Annotated in this window: 12 protein-coding genes; 3 read left to right on the plus strand and 9 right to left on the minus strand. The window is 44.5% G+C overall.

What is annotated here, in order from left to right; genetic code table 11:
• Nucleotides 1–63: 63 nt before the first annotated feature.
• The gene (gene rfaH / locus JAO78_RS04550; RefSeq protein WP_226750169.1) at nt 64–573 is read right to left on the minus strand and encodes a transcription/translation regulatory transformer protein RfaH; all 510 of its coding nucleotides are present in this window, start codon (nt 571–573) and stop codon (nt 64–66) included.
• A 104-nt stretch (nt 574–677) separates the two neighbouring features.
• Nucleotides 678–2,096, minus strand: a complete 1,419-nt coding sequence (locus tag JAO78_RS04555; RefSeq protein WP_226750170.1) for a capsule assembly Wzi family protein — start codon at nt 2,094–2,096, stop codon at nt 678–680.
• A 204-nt stretch (nt 2,097–2,300) separates the two neighbouring features.
• On the opposite strand from JAO78_RS04555, the gene JAO78_RS04560 reads away from it, so the two are divergent.
• Nucleotides 2,301–3,644 carry a hypothetical protein gene (locus JAO78_RS04560; RefSeq protein ID WP_226750171.1) on the plus strand — a complete coding sequence of 448 codons (1,344 nt, stop codon included), beginning with the start codon at nt 2,301–2,303 and terminating at the stop codon, nt 3,642–3,644.
• A gap of 18 nt (nt 3,645–3,662) precedes the next feature.
• Here JAO78_RS04560 and rfbD read toward each other — a convergent pair whose 3' ends face one another.
• Both rfbD and rfbC read right to left on the minus strand, forming a co-directional pair.
• Nucleotides 3,663–4,508 carry a dTDP-4-dehydrorhamnose reductase gene (gene rfbD / locus JAO78_RS04565; protein WP_226750172.1) on the minus strand — a complete coding sequence of 282 codons (846 nt, stop codon included), beginning with the start codon at nt 4,506–4,508 and terminating at the stop codon, nt 3,663–3,665.
• Nucleotides 4,508–5,098 carry a dTDP-4-dehydrorhamnose 3,5-epimerase gene (gene rfbC / locus JAO78_RS04570; RefSeq protein WP_226750173.1) on the minus strand — a complete coding sequence of 197 codons (591 nt, stop codon included), beginning with the start codon at nt 5,096–5,098 and terminating at the stop codon, nt 4,508–4,510. Before rfbC ends, rfbD begins: the two co-directional genes overlap by 1 nt.
• A 51-nt stretch (nt 5,099–5,149) precedes the next feature.
• On the opposite strand from rfbC, the gene rfbB reads away from it, so the two are divergent.
• Nucleotides 5,150–6,154: a dTDP-glucose 4,6-dehydratase gene (gene rfbB / locus JAO78_RS04575; protein ID WP_226750174.1), complete on the plus strand. Its 1,005-nt coding sequence runs from the start codon at nt 5,150–5,152 to the stop codon at nt 6,152–6,154.
• A gap of 202 nt (nt 6,155–6,356) precedes the next feature.
• A complete protein-coding gene (gene wecC / locus JAO78_RS04580; protein ID WP_226750175.1) occupies nt 6,357–7,604 on the plus strand; it encodes a UDP-N-acetyl-D-mannosamine dehydrogenase in 1,248 nt (415 codons plus the stop codon).
• A 44-nt stretch (nt 7,605–7,648) separates the two neighbouring features.
• On the opposite strand, the gene JAO78_RS04585 is transcribed toward wecC, so the two are convergent.
• The 5 genes from JAO78_RS04585 to cysD form a co-directional block, all read right to left on the minus strand.
• Complete coding sequence (locus tag JAO78_RS04585) at nt 7,649–9,061, minus strand: mannose-1-phosphate guanylyltransferase/mannose-6-phosphate isomerase (RefSeq protein WP_226750176.1); 1,413 nt, start codon at nt 9,059–9,061, stop codon at nt 7,649–7,651.
• A 101-nt stretch (nt 9,062–9,162) separates the two neighbouring features.
• Complete coding sequence (locus tag JAO78_RS04590; RefSeq protein WP_369413459.1) at nt 9,163–9,822, minus strand: transposase; 660 nt, start codon at nt 9,820–9,822, stop codon at nt 9,163–9,165.
• A gap of 336 nt (nt 9,823–10,158) precedes the next feature.
• Nucleotides 10,159–11,886, minus strand: coding sequence for an SLC13 family permease (locus tag JAO78_RS04595; protein ID WP_226750178.1), 1,728 nt, complete (start codon nt 11,884–11,886; stop codon nt 10,159–10,161).
• Between the two features lie 3 nt (nt 11,887–11,889).
• Entirely contained in the window at nt 11,890–13,296 is a 1,407-nt protein-coding gene (gene cysN / locus JAO78_RS04600) for a sulfate adenylyltransferase subunit CysN (RefSeq protein WP_226750179.1), read from the minus strand.
• Nucleotides 13,296–14,204: a sulfate adenylyltransferase subunit CysD gene (gene cysD, locus JAO78_RS04605; protein WP_226750180.1), complete on the minus strand. Its 909-nt coding sequence runs from the start codon at nt 14,202–14,204 to the stop codon at nt 13,296–13,298. The genes cysN and cysD overlap by 1 nt, the downstream gene beginning before the upstream one ends.
• Between the last annotated feature and the right edge of the window lie 47 nt (nt 14,205–14,251).

The following is a 14,251-nucleotide window of genomic DNA, read 5'->3' on the forward strand; positions in this document are numbered from 1 at the left end:
GCGCGGAATTATAACTTAAACCGCTTAAACTTGCTGTTAAAATAGATGCTTTTTGTAAATGCGTTAGTTGCTGCTTACCGATGGCGTTACAGCTAAATCTTTATTGTTTATTGCTAATTTAACTTGCTGACCTAAAAAGTTAACTAAAATAATGCTGCGGCTGTCGCCATCTGCTTGTTGAAATACCGCATTAAGGCTGGCAAAAGGCCCGGCTAATACGTCTAATTGCTGGCCAGGCTTAAAAATGTGCTCGGGTGCTTCTTGCTGCAATTGTATTTGCCTGGTTAATAAAGCACGGATCAGCTCTGCTGGGACGGTTGCAAGCGTTTGGCCAAATTTGACAAAACCCGCTACACCTCGGGTGCTTCGAATAGCACCTAGATTAATATCTGAATCTGCTTTAAGAAAAATATAACGTGGGAACAGGGGTTCAGCTTTCGTGCTGGTTTTTCCAGCTCGAATTTTGCTGATATGGATATGCGGCACAAAGCTCTCAAACCCTTGATTAGCAAGGTGTTGCTGAGCTCGAGCTTCCTGTTTAGGTTTGCTGTATAGCAAATACCAGTTTTCCATAACTTAACGCGTCCTGTGTTGTGCGGCGCAGATGTTACGGATCAGAAGGTGTGGCGTCAAATATTTTAGAAAAAACATTGCAGTGTTTGACGTGTTTTTAAGCATTACCAGCGCCATTCCCATCTTGCACTGGCTTTATGATTAAAGTCGGTTTCATCTGCGGCGAGTGTGCCTTTTTGCAGTTGATAATCAATCAGTAACAAACCTTTTAGTAACGGCTGTTGGTAGCCGGCGTGCAGCGTAACTGCACGTTGAAATTGGCTTGGGCTGATATCGTCAACATAATTGCTGTGGCTAAGTTTAACGTAGCCCGCTTGGCCGTTGGGAGTGGTGATGTGTGTGCCAACAACCCACTCGTTTTCTAAGGCGGCGTTGTCCATACCGGGGTTAATAAATAGCCATTGATTGTATTGTGCCGGGATGCGTTGGTATTCAGCAAAAAAACGCAGTAATACCGCTTGGTTGCCCAGGTGATAATGGCTGCCTAACAACCAACTGGTTGAGGAATTACCACCTTGTTGTTGCGATGCTTCAGCATAAATAGCGCTAACGGCATTCAGATGATAGCGCACATCCATACCCACGGTGCTGAAATCGTCTTCTGGCAATAAGCTGCTGTAAGGCTGTGTTTGATCAAGCTCTTCAATACGTGGTGCTATTCTGCGAGCAGAAAAACCCAGTTCAAGTTTGCTGATAGGTTTTAAGCCTAGGCGAGTAGCCAAGTAATTTGCATGCCGCAGTGGTGCTGTGCCAGCAAAGCTGCCAAGTTGCATGTTAAAACTTACTGGCCCTAGCCACTGTGTGCTGTCTAATAACGGCAAGTTGGGGTTAAGGCGGCTAACTTGTAGGCTTTTGGTTGGGCGCTGCTGGTTGTTAAAGTTAAAGCTACTGTGTATGGCAGGCCCCCACCATTGTGGCTGCATGGCGGCAATAAGTACCCAATTACCGGCGGTATAAGCGCCGTAGCTGCCATCAAAGTTGCGGTCATTTTTCGAATAGCGGTTGCTATCAAAACTATCATGCCGAAATTGCTGATAGATGCCGGTAGTCCAGTTACCGCCTTTTAGCTCAGCCCCTAAGCTTAACATGGCTTTTTGTTGTGACTGCGAGCCAAAACCTTGCTGCCCTAGCGGTTCATTGCCGCCTTGAAGCGCCACGGTTTTAATTTGGGTGTTTTGTGCAAAGCTGGCGGCTGATTGAATGCGATAATAAGCGTGCTGTTGCGCAGGAGTAAGGCTAGTTACATCGATTCGCGCTAAGTCTTGTAGAATTGGCTGCCACATTAAAGGCCAGGTGTTAACCGGTGTAGCGATAAAACCCGCGTTGGCCAGTTGTTGAATGCTTTGCTGCAAATAAGGATCATCCGTTTTTATCCAAGGCGCTGCAATTAGGTAGGGTGAAACCAGCGCACTGCTGATGGCAATAAAAACTGTAGTAAGTAGCCGCATTGTTTCGCTTAACGTCCTGTAAATGTGTTTAACCGGCGCAATGCTACCAAAGCCACCTAGTGCAAGCAACCACATTACACCGCTATCCCCTGCCAACTGGTCCGACCGCACTCTGAGACAGGTCGGATCTGACTCAGAGTGTGGTCGTACCTGTACCGGAGTGCGGTCTGACCAGTAAAGGTTATCTAAATGGTTTTTATGTATATTCAAATTGAAAGCTTCGCGATACTATGTAAAACACGTTGAAAACATCAATAAAAAGCAAATAAGGACATAGCAATGTTAAATAAAAACGCCATTACAAGCGTCATAATAAGCCTTTTATTAACCGGCTGCGGCGGCGGATCTAGCAATGATGCTCCCCCAGGAAATGGTTCTGGCAACAATAGCACCTTAACTCTGCAAGCTAATGTTATTCAAGAAACGCATTGCGGTACTACAGTAAGCTCACCTAACGCTGAAATACTGGTGCATGATCAAAACTGGCGAGTGGTTAGCCGGCATAAAGCGAATTCGGCAGGTCAAATTTCTGCTGCCATTACAGGCGCCAACACGGTGAACTTGAGTATTATCACGTTTAGTACAGGCGCTGGTGCCGAATTTGTTGTTAATTCCTACGCACAACACCCTGTGGTTGATATGGGTACCATTTTTGTTCCAGGTAAAACGCAACAAGGTTGCGAATGCCGCACAACTGACGTGCGGGTAAATTCGCCTAACGGGGCGCTTAGTGCTAGCGACGTTCAGTTAACTGGTTTTAGTAGCCCTGAACTTCGCAAATCCTCCCCGGCTTTTAATGAGGTGCTTTTTGAGCAGGTAGGCATATGCCGTGTAGCTAACGGCAGTTGGCCGCTGTTAACAGCGTTTGCCAACCATGGTTCTGCTAATGCTAGCGCAGGAAGCATTCGACAATACAATGGGAACAACGAAGTTAGCTTAGCCCTGAATCAAAATGTGTCGACCATACCAGTAAGCGTAGATAGTAGCAGTGCATCATTGCTAGAAGGGCACTTTACTGAAACAGGCACGATTAATTTGCGAAGCCGCACTAATAGCAATGAAGTTTACGTTTTTAATGAATTGGATGGTGTTAACTATATTATGGTGCGGGCTTCTGACAATCAATTTGATGTTACGGATGAAGGCACGGTATTACGATCATCATCGCAACGGATAAATTTTTTACCCCCCATTAATGACGCTGTTGTTTTGAATATTCCAACGAGTGATGCCATGGGTGCTTTAGAGAATTTTTTAGTGCGTGATTTACCCTCAGACAATTTTAATTACAACTTAGGTACTATTCCGGGATTTAATACGTTTTATTTGTATGTTCAAACAACCTTAACTGACGGCACTCGCTATTTCCAAAGTTTTGTGGGGCCGTTACAAGGTCAGTATCCGGATGATGTTGCGCCTGCAGATTACGGTATTGACGACAAATTTGATGAAAATATTCGGGCTACGGTGGCTGTTTCGGTTATTCGTTATAATGAAAGTGACAGCTATCAGCAATATTTACTGAATCAAATTGAACGCAGCAAGCTACCCGCCGCAGCTCGTGCAACGGGTAAATGGGCTAAGTACAGTACTGTAAGTATTCAAGTTACTGCACCAAACTAATTAATAAATACCAAGTGGCTAAAATTTAGTGTTATTTTTTAGCCACTTTTTTAATTTTTGACTATTTAAACAGCTGTTGTAAGGCCGTAACGCAATACCTGGCTTACTAAGGGCATAGTCGGCTGCCGATATAGCAGCCAACGGCGTGTTGCTTTGCTGCTCGGTAAAAATGTCTTTTGCAAACTGATACCAACTTTTGAACACATCACCACAATAATGATACGTACCATAGGGTAGCCCTTGTTGAGTAGCGTGTTTTTCTAAAATGCAGGTGAGCACCCCAGCTAATTCTTTTACTTTTGTGGGCGCGCCTATTTGATCATCCACTACTTTTACTGTTTGTGGCTGTTGTGCAAGTTTACGCATGGTGGTGTAAAAATTTTTGCCCGTATCACCGTATAACCAACTGGTTCTGATAATGTAGTGCCTACACGCTATTTGCTGAATGGCTAACTCCCCCGCTAGCTTACTTTTACCATATTGATTTAACGGCTTCGGCTTATCCTGCTCTTCGTAGGGTTTGCTGCTGGTACCATCAAACACATAATCGGTTGAAAAGTGTATAAGTACACTTTCTGTTTGGTCGCAGTATTCAGCTAACGCTTTAACGGCAAGCTCGTTTACCGCAAAGCAGGTTGCGCTGTCTGTTTCGGCTTGATCTACTGCAGTGTAGGCCGCGCAGTTAATAATAATAGTGGGTTTTAGCTGGTGTAAAAAAGCGGATAATGCGGCTTGGTTAGTAATGTCTAACTCGTCACGGCTTTTAGCCACAAAAGTCATATTGGCAGCCAGTAATTCTGCGGCAATCGCTTTACCTAACTGGCCGTTAGCGCCGGTGAGTAAAATGTTTGGCGTAATTACCATTATATAGCGGCTATCAGTTGCTGTTTAACAACCTCAAAAGCCGGTGCTGCGCGATCTTTGTCTGACATCACAGTTACTGGCTGCGGCCATGTAATAGCCAGCTTTGGATCAAGCGCGTTAAACGCGCCTTCATCGGTTGGGTCGTAATACGCTGTAGTTTTATATGAAACTAAAGCCGACGTGCTTAATGCCTGAAAACCATGGGCGAATCCAGGCGGGATCCACAGCTGTTGTGCTTGCTGTGCATCTAAGTAAATACCTTGCCATTGGCCAAAGCTGGCTGATGTGGGGCGTAAATCTAACATCACATCGTAAATTTCACCGTGTAAAACAGATATCAGTTTACCTTGCGGTTTAAAGCGCTGAAAATGCATGCCGCGCAGCACACCTTGTTGGGAGCTTGATAAGTTATCTTGCACAAAGGCTTGGGTTAAACCCGCCGCTTGGTATTTGGCAGCGACGTAAAGTTCACGAAAAAGACCTCTGTTATCCTGATACACCGGCGGTTGGATCAGCAGGCAATCGGCTAATTGTGTTTTAGTAATCTGCATGAGTAGGCTAAGTAGTGCACTAATGGGTGTATTATACATAAAGCTCTGTCGCTTTATTGGCGCCTTTTAACGGCTTTGTAAGAGAAAAGAATGAATAAGTGTGTGTTTGTTACCGGTGGTTCAGGTTTTATTGGTTCTGCTGTGGTGCGTTTGCTGTTAGCAACAACTGATTTTACCATCGTGAATATTGATAAACTGTCTTATGCCGCAAACCCGTTGGCATTAAAAGCAGTGGAAGGTGATTGCCGATATCGCTTTAAACAGCAAGATATTGTTAATGAGTTAGAACTTCATTCACTGTTTACACAGTATCAACCGCAGTATGTGATGCATTTAGCAGCAGAAAGCCATGTCGATCGCTCTATCAATAGTGCCGCACCTTTTATACAAAGTAATATTGTTGGCACCTTTAGCTTACTTGAAGCCTGCCGAAAATATTGGGCACAGTTGTCAATTCAACAGCAGCAAGTGTTTAGGTTTCTGCATGTATCAACGGATGAAGTTTATGGCGATATTCCCCTAGCCGCGAATGCCGCAACGGAGCAAACGGCCTATCATCCCAGCAGCCCTTACTCTGCCAGTAAAGCTGCCAGTGATCATTTAGTTCAAGCCTGGCAGCGTACTTATGGTTTGCCGGTGTTAATTACCCATTGCACCAATAATTATGGCCCATTTCAGCATCAAGAAAAGCTGATACCGTTAGTGATAAACCGCGCCCTTGAAGGCCAAGCGCTGCCCATTTACGGTGATGGCCAGCAAATTCGCGATTGGTTGTTTGTAGAAGATCACGCCAAGGCGTTATTAACGGTATTGCAAAAGGGTACTGTTGGTGAAAGCTATAACATTAGCGCGAATAACCAACTGACTAACCTGGAGGTGGTAAGCATTATTTGTCATGAACTCGATAAGCTTATACCGGCTAGCAAAAAGGGTATTTACCATTACAACGAGCTGATCACGTTTGTAGCAGACCGCCCTGGGCATGATCGCCGCTATGCTTTAAATGCGACAAAAATCTCCCAGCAACTTGGTTGGCAACCCAGCACCAGCTTTACTGAGGGAATTGTAAAAACCATCACAGCTTACCTCCCCTAGCAACTGGTCAGGCCACACTCAGACACTGGTCTGACCGCACTCTGAGACAGGTCGGGCCACACTAAGGGTACGTAATAGCCCAAAAAGAAAAATTCATGCTGACATTTGAATAATTATTTTGCAGATAAATTGTATATTCATATTCATCACTTTAAGATGAGCTTATTCATACTCATTGTATAAGCGTTGCAAGGAATCATTAATGCTATCTCAGTTTTCTAAAGTGTCTGTTATTGGCTTAGGTTACATCGGTTTACCTACGGCCGCGGTTATTGCTTCGCGTGGTGTTGAAGTGGTCGGGATTGATGTGTCGGAGCATGCGGTTAATACCATCAACCAAGGCAAGATCCACATTGTGGAACCCGACTTGGATATGTTGGTGCAGGCTGCAGTTACTACCGGTAAATTGCGCGCTTCGCTGGTACCTGAGCCGGCAGAAGTGTTTATGATTGCGGTGCCCACCCCGTTTAAAGATAACAAGGCGCCGGATCTGAGTTACATTCGCACTGCGTTAGAGAATATTGCGCCAGTTATTGAGAAAGGTAACTTGATTGTTCTAGAGTCGACCTCGCCGGTTGGTACCACAGAGCAAATTGCCGAATGGTTAAAAGAGTTACGCCCTGACTTAAAAGTGCCGTTAGATCACTCAGACGTTGCCGATGTGTATATTGCGCACTGCCCTGAGCGCGTTTTACCCGGCCGCGTATTGCAAGAGCTAGTAAGTAACGACCGTATTATAGGTGGTATTACCGAGCGCTGCGCTGAAAAGGCTATGTCGCTGTATCAGCTGTTTGTGCGCGGTGAATGTTTACGCACTAATGCCCGTACTGCTGAAATGGCTAAGCTGACTGAAAACGCCTTTCGTGACGTGAACATTGCCTTTGCCAATGAATTATCACTGATCTGCGATAAGTTAAAAATTAACGTTTGGGAATTGATTAAACTGTCGAATCGCCATCCACGGGTGAATATTTTAAGCCCTGGCCCAGGTGTTGGCGGCCACTGTATTGCCGTTGACCCTTGGTTTATTGTTGATTCAGCTCCAGATTTAGCCAACCTGATCCGCACTGCACGTGAAATTAATGACGGCAAACCACATTATGTTATTAACAAAGTGAAAGAAGCGGCTGATCAATTCAAACGCCCTGTTATCGCTTGCTTAGGTTTGGCGTTTAAAGCCGATATTGATGACTTACGCGAAAGCCCGGCTTTAGATATTGCCGAGCATCTAATCAATGACAACGTTGGTGAAATTCTGTTAGTTGAACCAAACATCAAAGCATTACCAAAACGCATGAGTCAACACAACGATAAACTCACTACCCTCGCTAAAGCGCTGGAGCGGGCCAATGTGTTGGTAGTGTTAGTTGACCATCGCCAATTTAAAGCCATGCATATCAATGAAGTTGCTGCAAAAGTTGTAATTGATACACGCGGGATTTTTGGTTAAAAAACGAACGGTACCGGTATGCTAACTTACCGGTACCCTTTAAACTAGCACCTACCATAGCGATCCGTAAAACGTTCAATATCATCTTCCTCAAGATAACGACCAGACTGCACTTCAATCAATTCTAGGAGTTCAGGCCCAGGGTTCTCTAGCGCATGTATGCAACCAATTGGAATATAGATGGATTGGTTTTCACTGAGTGTTTGATCCACGGTATCTAGCGTTACTTTTGCAAGGCCTGATACCACAATCCAATGTTCAGCACGATGTTGATGCTTTTGCAGCGATAATTTTTCACCGGGTAAAACAGTAATACGTTTAACTTTATATCCATCACCTTGATCAATAATGTCATATTGCCCCCAAGGCCGATAAACCTGTCGGTGTGTATAATGCTCTGAACGACCTTGCTCTTTAATCGTTTGCACTATTTCTTTAACCTGCTGAACATGATCTTTATTTGCAACTAAAACAGCATCGTTAGTTTGAATAACAATGGTATTTTCTAAGCCTATTGTTGCAACCAAACCACTTTCAGAATAAACGTAATTATTGTGGCTATTATGCTGAAGCACCTCACCATACTGTACATTACCAAGAGTATCTTTTTCGCCTAACTCCCAAAGGGCTGACCAAGAGCCAATATCACTCCATTCTGATTCAATTGGCACCACCACAGCGGATTGAGTGTGCTCCATCACGGCATAATCTATAGATTCTGCCGGACAGTTTATAAACAGTTCTTTATTAATACGAATAAAGTCCATATCAGCCAGCGTTTGTGCTACTGCATTTTGGCAATGCAGAAGAATATCTGGTCGGTAAATGGCCAGTTCGTTTAAAAAGGTACTGGCTTTAAACATAAACAACCCACTATTCCAGCAAACGTCACTGTCTAAAAGTAGTTGTTTGGCCTGTTCAATACTAGGCTTTTCAATGAATTGCTTTACCAGATATGCGTTGACACAATCATTTAGTATCTTGCCTTGTTTAATGTAGCCATAGCCCGTTTCCGGCGTAGAGGGTTTAATTCCAAAAGTCACTAACAGTCCATTTTCTGCTAAGGGCTTTGCTGTGTGTATTGCTTGTTTAAAAGCACTTACATTAGAAAAAACATGATCGGCAGCTAACACCAGTAAAGTGGGGTCTTCACCGCGCTGCATTGCATATAACGCAGCTATCGTAATGGCAGGGGCGGTATTGCGGCTGGACGGTTCTAAAATGATATTTTTATCAAGCAAATTTAACTGTCTTATCTGCTCTGCAGCAATAAAACGATGCTCTTCGTTGCAAATAACTAGGGGCTTAGCCGTGCTGATCCCTGAAAGCCTGATCAGGGAAGATTGCAGTAAAGATTTATCGCCATGCAAAGTTAAAAACTGTTTTGGCATTAATTCTCGAGAAAGCGGCCAAAGCCGACTACCGCTGCCGCCTGCCAAAACAACAGGTAATAACATGTAAACTCCAGGCAAAGATTGAATGCGCTAAAACTAACTTACTTTGCATTAAAAAAATAGCGATTTATCCTTACTGCAACACCCTCGAGTACGCATTAAATTCAAACCGAGATTGACATGGCCTCAGGCTGAACTTGTTTGCTATTTGCAATTAAAGACTGACACGGCAAATTCTTATTCAGCGACTGACGGATAGCCTGTAGCTCTGCTTTGTCGATGTCGGCGTTAAACAGTTCACGATAAGCACGTAGCCTGGTAAATTTGTTATCACCTAACGCCTCATAGCTCGGATGTGGCACAATGATTTGCGAGTTTAAACCGCCGGCATTGCTATGATAGCTTGACCAATGATACTGATCCGGCGTTCTAACAATGCCTGCCCTAACTGGGTTAAGTTCGATATAGCGATAACATGCCAAAACGTAATAATCGTTTTCGACCAAACTCGCAAAGTATTTACCATCCCATACCGTGCCAGTTTTTTCGTTTAGTGCATTATAGTAACCCGCAAAATGCCGACCCAAGCATTGCATAAAGTGCGGTACTTCTTTACCACTTTGCGGTGTAACAAGTAGATGATAGTGATTCGACATCAACACAAAAGCATGTAATTTGATGCCACATTCATCTAACTTATTGCATAACATAGAAAAGAACATTCCTTTTACAGCCTCAAACTTGAAGCAATTCGTCCGATTATGTCCCCTATGCACAATATGGTATGGCATATTATCTATAAACATACGTAGCCTCCTAGACATTTTTAGCAACCTTATGTTAAACAAATTTTAAAATAGTAAACAAAATTGAAAGCTGCAAATAAAAATTTTACCGATCAGACCTCAGACCAGTACCGGAGTGTGGTTGGACCTGTCTCAGAGTGCGGTCGGACTAGTACCGGAGTGAGGTAAGACCTGTCTCAGAGTGCGGTCGGACCAGTACCGGAGTATGGTAAGACCTGTCTCAGAGTGCGGTCAGACCAGTACCGGAGTGTGGTCGGATCAGACCAGCACCGGAGTGTGGTAGGACCTGTCTCAGAGTGCGGTCGGACCAGTACCGGAGTGTGGTCGGATCAGTGTTGGGGATGGAGAGCTGGATTAAAAGGGAAAAACGCGGGGGATCAGTAGTAAACTAACCACGATGTAAGTAATAGCTACGGGCGCTCCCATCAGGAAAAAATGCTTGAGGCGGTAATTACTTGCATTAAATACCATCAAGTTGGTTTGATAACCATAAGGCGTGATAAAACTGGCTGACGCGGCAAATGCTACCCCCATCACCATGGGTATAGGATCAACGCCCATCCCCTGTGCCAAGCTGTAGGCGATAGGAAACATTAATGCCGCGGCGGCATTGTTGGTAATCATTTCAGTTAACAAATAAGTTAATAAAAAAATGCCCATTAAGGTAAAGAACGGCGCTTGGCCACTTAAACCTGTGCTTGCAAATTGACTTATCACATTCGATAAGCCGGTGGTATTCATCGCGGTGGCAATACACAGGGCGCTGGTTACGACCAACCAAATTTCGACTGGAAAACGCCGTTTAATTTCATTAACGGTTAAACATTTAGCAAACAATAGCAGCGCGAGAAAAAACATCGCGGCTTGTAACAAACTGATAGGAGTAAACACACTCACGCCAATCATCAGCGCAAAGCCCCACCACGTCAGTTTTTCACGGTGGCCACTGAGCATATCTTCGGTATCAATATCCGACAAAATATAGAAGTTTTTACTCAGGTTATGCCTGCTGCTAAAATCTGGCCCAGTTGCCAATAACATTACATCACCGGCTTTTAATGCTATATCGCCCAACTTACCGCTGACTTGTTCACCCTCACGGCGCACAGCCACGACTGCAGCATCGAACCGGGCACGAAACCCGGTACTTTTTAATGTTTTACCGATTAATACCGACTCTTCCTTGATCATCACCTCGGTTAATACTTGCGTCGTTAAACCGTTATCATCAGCAAATAACCGTAACCCCACAAATTGCTTAAGCACGTTGACTTTATGTACGTTGCCACTAAAGAGTAATTTATCGCCGGCACACAATACGTCATAACGCGCTACGGGCCGGATTAATTGCTTACCTCTAACGATTTCAGTTAAAAATAACGCATCAAGATGGCGCAAACCGGCCTCTTCCACCGTAAGCCCTACCAATGGCGAGTCGGCCATCAGTTCAGCTTCTAACAAGTAAGCGCTACGGTTTTCAGCTGCAATGGTGTCATTCGGTAAAAATCGGCTCATAAAAATAACGACCCCACCGCAGGCTAGCGTGACGCCTAAACCTATTAGGGTAAAGTCAAAAAAACCAAAACCCGGATGGCCTTTTTCAGTTAACATTGAATGCACGATTAAGTTGGTCGAAGTACCTATTAAGGTTAAAGTTCCGCCGAAGATCGCGGCATAAGAGAGTGGGATCAACAACTTTGCTGGCGACACCGTTTTATTACTACGCACGGTGTTAAGCATCGCTGCCACAACGGCGGTATTATTTAATACTGATGAGGCTAAAGCGGCAAAACTGACGGTGCGAAACACCGAACCCGACACAGAGCGGGTAAATAAAAAGCGCGATATACGCCGTAAGATACTGGTTTTCTCTAACGAGTAAGAAATTAAAACCAGCAACACTAACGTGGCTAAACCCGAGTTGGCCGCATTTTTTAGTACATCGGCCGTCTCAATAAAACCCAAAGCTAACAAGCCAAGTAACATGGCACCAAATACACCGGCGGCATGCTGCTGAAAGCGTAATAACGCCATCAGCAACAACACCAGCAACCCTATCAGCACAAGCGCTTCAAGGCTCATTTATTACTGCCGAGACATTAAATGGGGAAAATGTTTGCGCACAAGCATGATCAATTCATATTCAAAATCGCTGAGGCCTTTAATTTCTTCCTCTTCTGCAACAGTCGCAACTAAGGGCGCATCAATCATGCCGGCTCCTACCGTTAAATTGCTGAAACGGTCAATAATAATAAACGCACCGGTAAGCTTGTTTTTACGATAAACATCAAACGCCATAGTTTCTGTTAAATTAACATCAACCAAGCCAATTTCATTCATCGCTAACACTTCCGCTGATTTTTCTGCAAGAGTATTCACATCGATGCGATGATGCAGTTTACTGATCTCACCTGTCGTGGTTTTACAGCTGAATTTAAAGTAATACTGCCTGTCGGTTTTTAGTGGCGTGTCATGCAACCAAATTAATTTGGCTCGCATCCGCGATGAAACATGCGGCAGTGCGTCTTTTTTTACCAGCATACTGCCACGACTGACATCAATTTCATCATTCAAAGTAAGCGTTACGGCTTGCCCTGCGTTGGCACTTTGCAAGTCACCATCAAAGGTCACGATGCTTTTGATGGTAGACACGGTACCCGCCGGCAATACCCGCACGGTATCGCCTACAGCGATACTGCCTGAAGCAATCGTGCCTTGGAAACCACGGAAATCAGCATTAGGGCGGCTGACTAACTGCACAGGAAATCGGAAATCGTCATTTTCAGCAAGCGTTAATTCAATGTTTTCAAGATACTGCATCAAGGTTGAGCCACGAAACCAGCTCAGTTTTTCACTTGGATGCACAACATTATCGCCCTCTAAGGCCGAAATAGGCACGAAGCGGATATCAGGAATGTCCAAAGCCCCTGCCAAAGCCAGATACTCTTCTTGAATGGCCTTGTAACGGGCTTGAGAGTAATCTACTAAGTCCATTTTATTAATCGCGACAATCACATGCTTGATACCCAGCAAGGAACAGATGTAGCTGTGTCGCCGGGTTTGGGTTTGCACGCCTTTACGTGCATCCACCAGGATTATCGCTAAATCACAGGTCGACGCACCGGTGGCCATATTGCGCGTGTATTGCTCGTGGCCTGGCGTATCGGCAATGATAAATTTCCGTTTCTCGGTTGAGAAATAACGGTAAGCCACATCAATGGTGATGCCCTGCTCACGTTCAGATTGTAAGCCATCGACCAGTAAGGCTAAATCGACACGCTTGCCTTGAGTACCCACTTTTTTGCTGTCTTCAGTGATAGCCGCAAGCTGATCTTCAAAGATCATTTTACTGTCGTGCAACAAGCGGCCAATCAGAGTACTTTTACCATCATCCACACTGCCACACGTAATAAAGCGCAGTAATTGCTTGTTTTCGTGCTGCTTTAAGTAGGCCAGAATATCCTGCTCTATTAATTCTGAGGTATGGCTCATTAGAAGTACCCTTCCATTTTTTTCTTTTCCATCGAACCGGTGCTGTCGTGATCAATCACCCGACCTTGCCGCTCTGAGGTTTTGGTTAACAACATTTCTTGAATGATTTCAGGTAAGGTTGCCGCTGAGGACTCAACGGCACCCGTTAACGGATAACAACCTAAGGTACGAAAGCGTACACTTTTCATGCTGGGTGTTTCGCCGGGTTGTAACGGCATGCGCTCATCATCAACCATAATTAGGGTGCCATCGCGTTCCACTACAGGGCGCGGTTTAGAGAAATACAAATCTGGGATTTGGATATTCTCAAGATAAATGTATTGCCAAATATCTAGTTCGGTCCAGTTTGATAACGGGAACACGCGAATGCTTTCGCCTTTATCGACTCGGCCATTAAAAATATTCCACAGCTCTGGCCGTTGATTTTTAGGGTCCCAGCGATGATGCTTGTCGCGAAACGAGTAAACACGTTCTTTCGCACGAGATTTTTCTTCATCACGCCTTGCACCACCAAAGGCAGCATCAAATTTGTATTTATCTAAGGCTTGCTTTAAGCCTTGGGTTTTCATGATATCGGTATGCTTGCTGCTGCCATGCTCAAAGGGGCTGATATTCATGGCCAAGCCGTCTGGGTTTTGATGGACCAATAAATTTAAGCCCAGATCGACAGCAATTTGATCACGAAACGCAATCATCTCTTTGAATTTCCACGTGGTATCCACATGTAACAGTGGAAAAGGGATTTTGCCGGGGTAAAACGCTTTACGTGCCAGATGCAATAACACCGAAGAGTCTTTACCTACCGAATAAAGCATCACCGGATTATCAAACTCGGCTACCACTTCACGGAAAATTTGAATAGATTCGTTTTCGAGGGCTTTTAAATGGCTTTGGCTACTTGCTGCCATGATAACTCCGCCTGCGTTTAAGTAAGTGTCTATAGCTTACCAGAACA

The sequence above is a fragment of the Alishewanella maricola genome (assembly GCF_016343785.1).
Classification (GTDB): Bacteria; Pseudomonadota; Gammaproteobacteria; order Enterobacterales; family Alteromonadaceae; genus Alishewanella; species Alishewanella maricola.

Excerpts from the sequence above, each read along its gene's own strand:
- JAO78_RS04585 (WP_226750176.1), bottom strand. The coding sequence starts at position 9,061 with ATGTTATTACCTGTTGTTTTGGCAGGCGGCAGCGGTAGTCGGCTTTGG.
- rfbC (WP_226750173.1), bottom strand. The coding sequence starts at position 5,098 with ATGTATAATACACCCATTAGTGCACTACTTAGCCTACTCATGCAGATT.
- rfbD (WP_226750172.1), bottom strand. The coding sequence starts at position 4,508 with ATGGTAATTACGCCAAACATTTTACTCACCGGCGCTAACGGCCAGTTA.
- rfaH (WP_226750169.1), bottom strand. The coding sequence starts at position 573 with ATGGAAAACTGGTATTTGCTATACAGCAAACCTAAACAGGAAGCTCGA.
- JAO78_RS04560 (WP_226750171.1), top strand. The coding sequence starts at position 2,301 with ATGTTAAATAAAAACGCCATTACAAGCGTCATAATAAGCCTTTTATTA.
- cysN (WP_226750179.1), bottom strand. The coding sequence starts at position 13,296 with ATGAGCCATACCTCAGAATTAATAGAGCAGGATATTCTGGCCTACTTA.
- cysD (WP_226750180.1), bottom strand. The coding sequence starts at position 14,204 with ATGGCAGCAAGTAGCCAAAGCCATTTAAAAGCCCTCGAAAACGAATCT.
- wecC (WP_226750175.1), top strand. The coding sequence starts at position 6,357 with ATGCTATCTCAGTTTTCTAAAGTGTCTGTTATTGGCTTAGGTTACATC.
- JAO78_RS04595 (WP_226750178.1), bottom strand. The coding sequence starts at position 11,886 with ATGAGCCTTGAAGCGCTTGTGCTGATAGGGTTGCTGGTGTTGTTGCTG.
- rfbB (WP_226750174.1), top strand. The coding sequence starts at position 5,150 with ATGAATAAGTGTGTGTTTGTTACCGGTGGTTCAGGTTTTATTGGTTCT.
- JAO78_RS04590 (WP_369413459.1), bottom strand. The coding sequence starts at position 9,822 with ATGTCTAGGAGGCTACGTATGTTTATAGATAATATGCCATACCATATT.
- JAO78_RS04555 (WP_226750170.1), bottom strand. The coding sequence starts at position 2,096 with ATGTGGTTGCTTGCACTAGGTGGCTTTGGTAGCATTGCGCCGGTTAAA.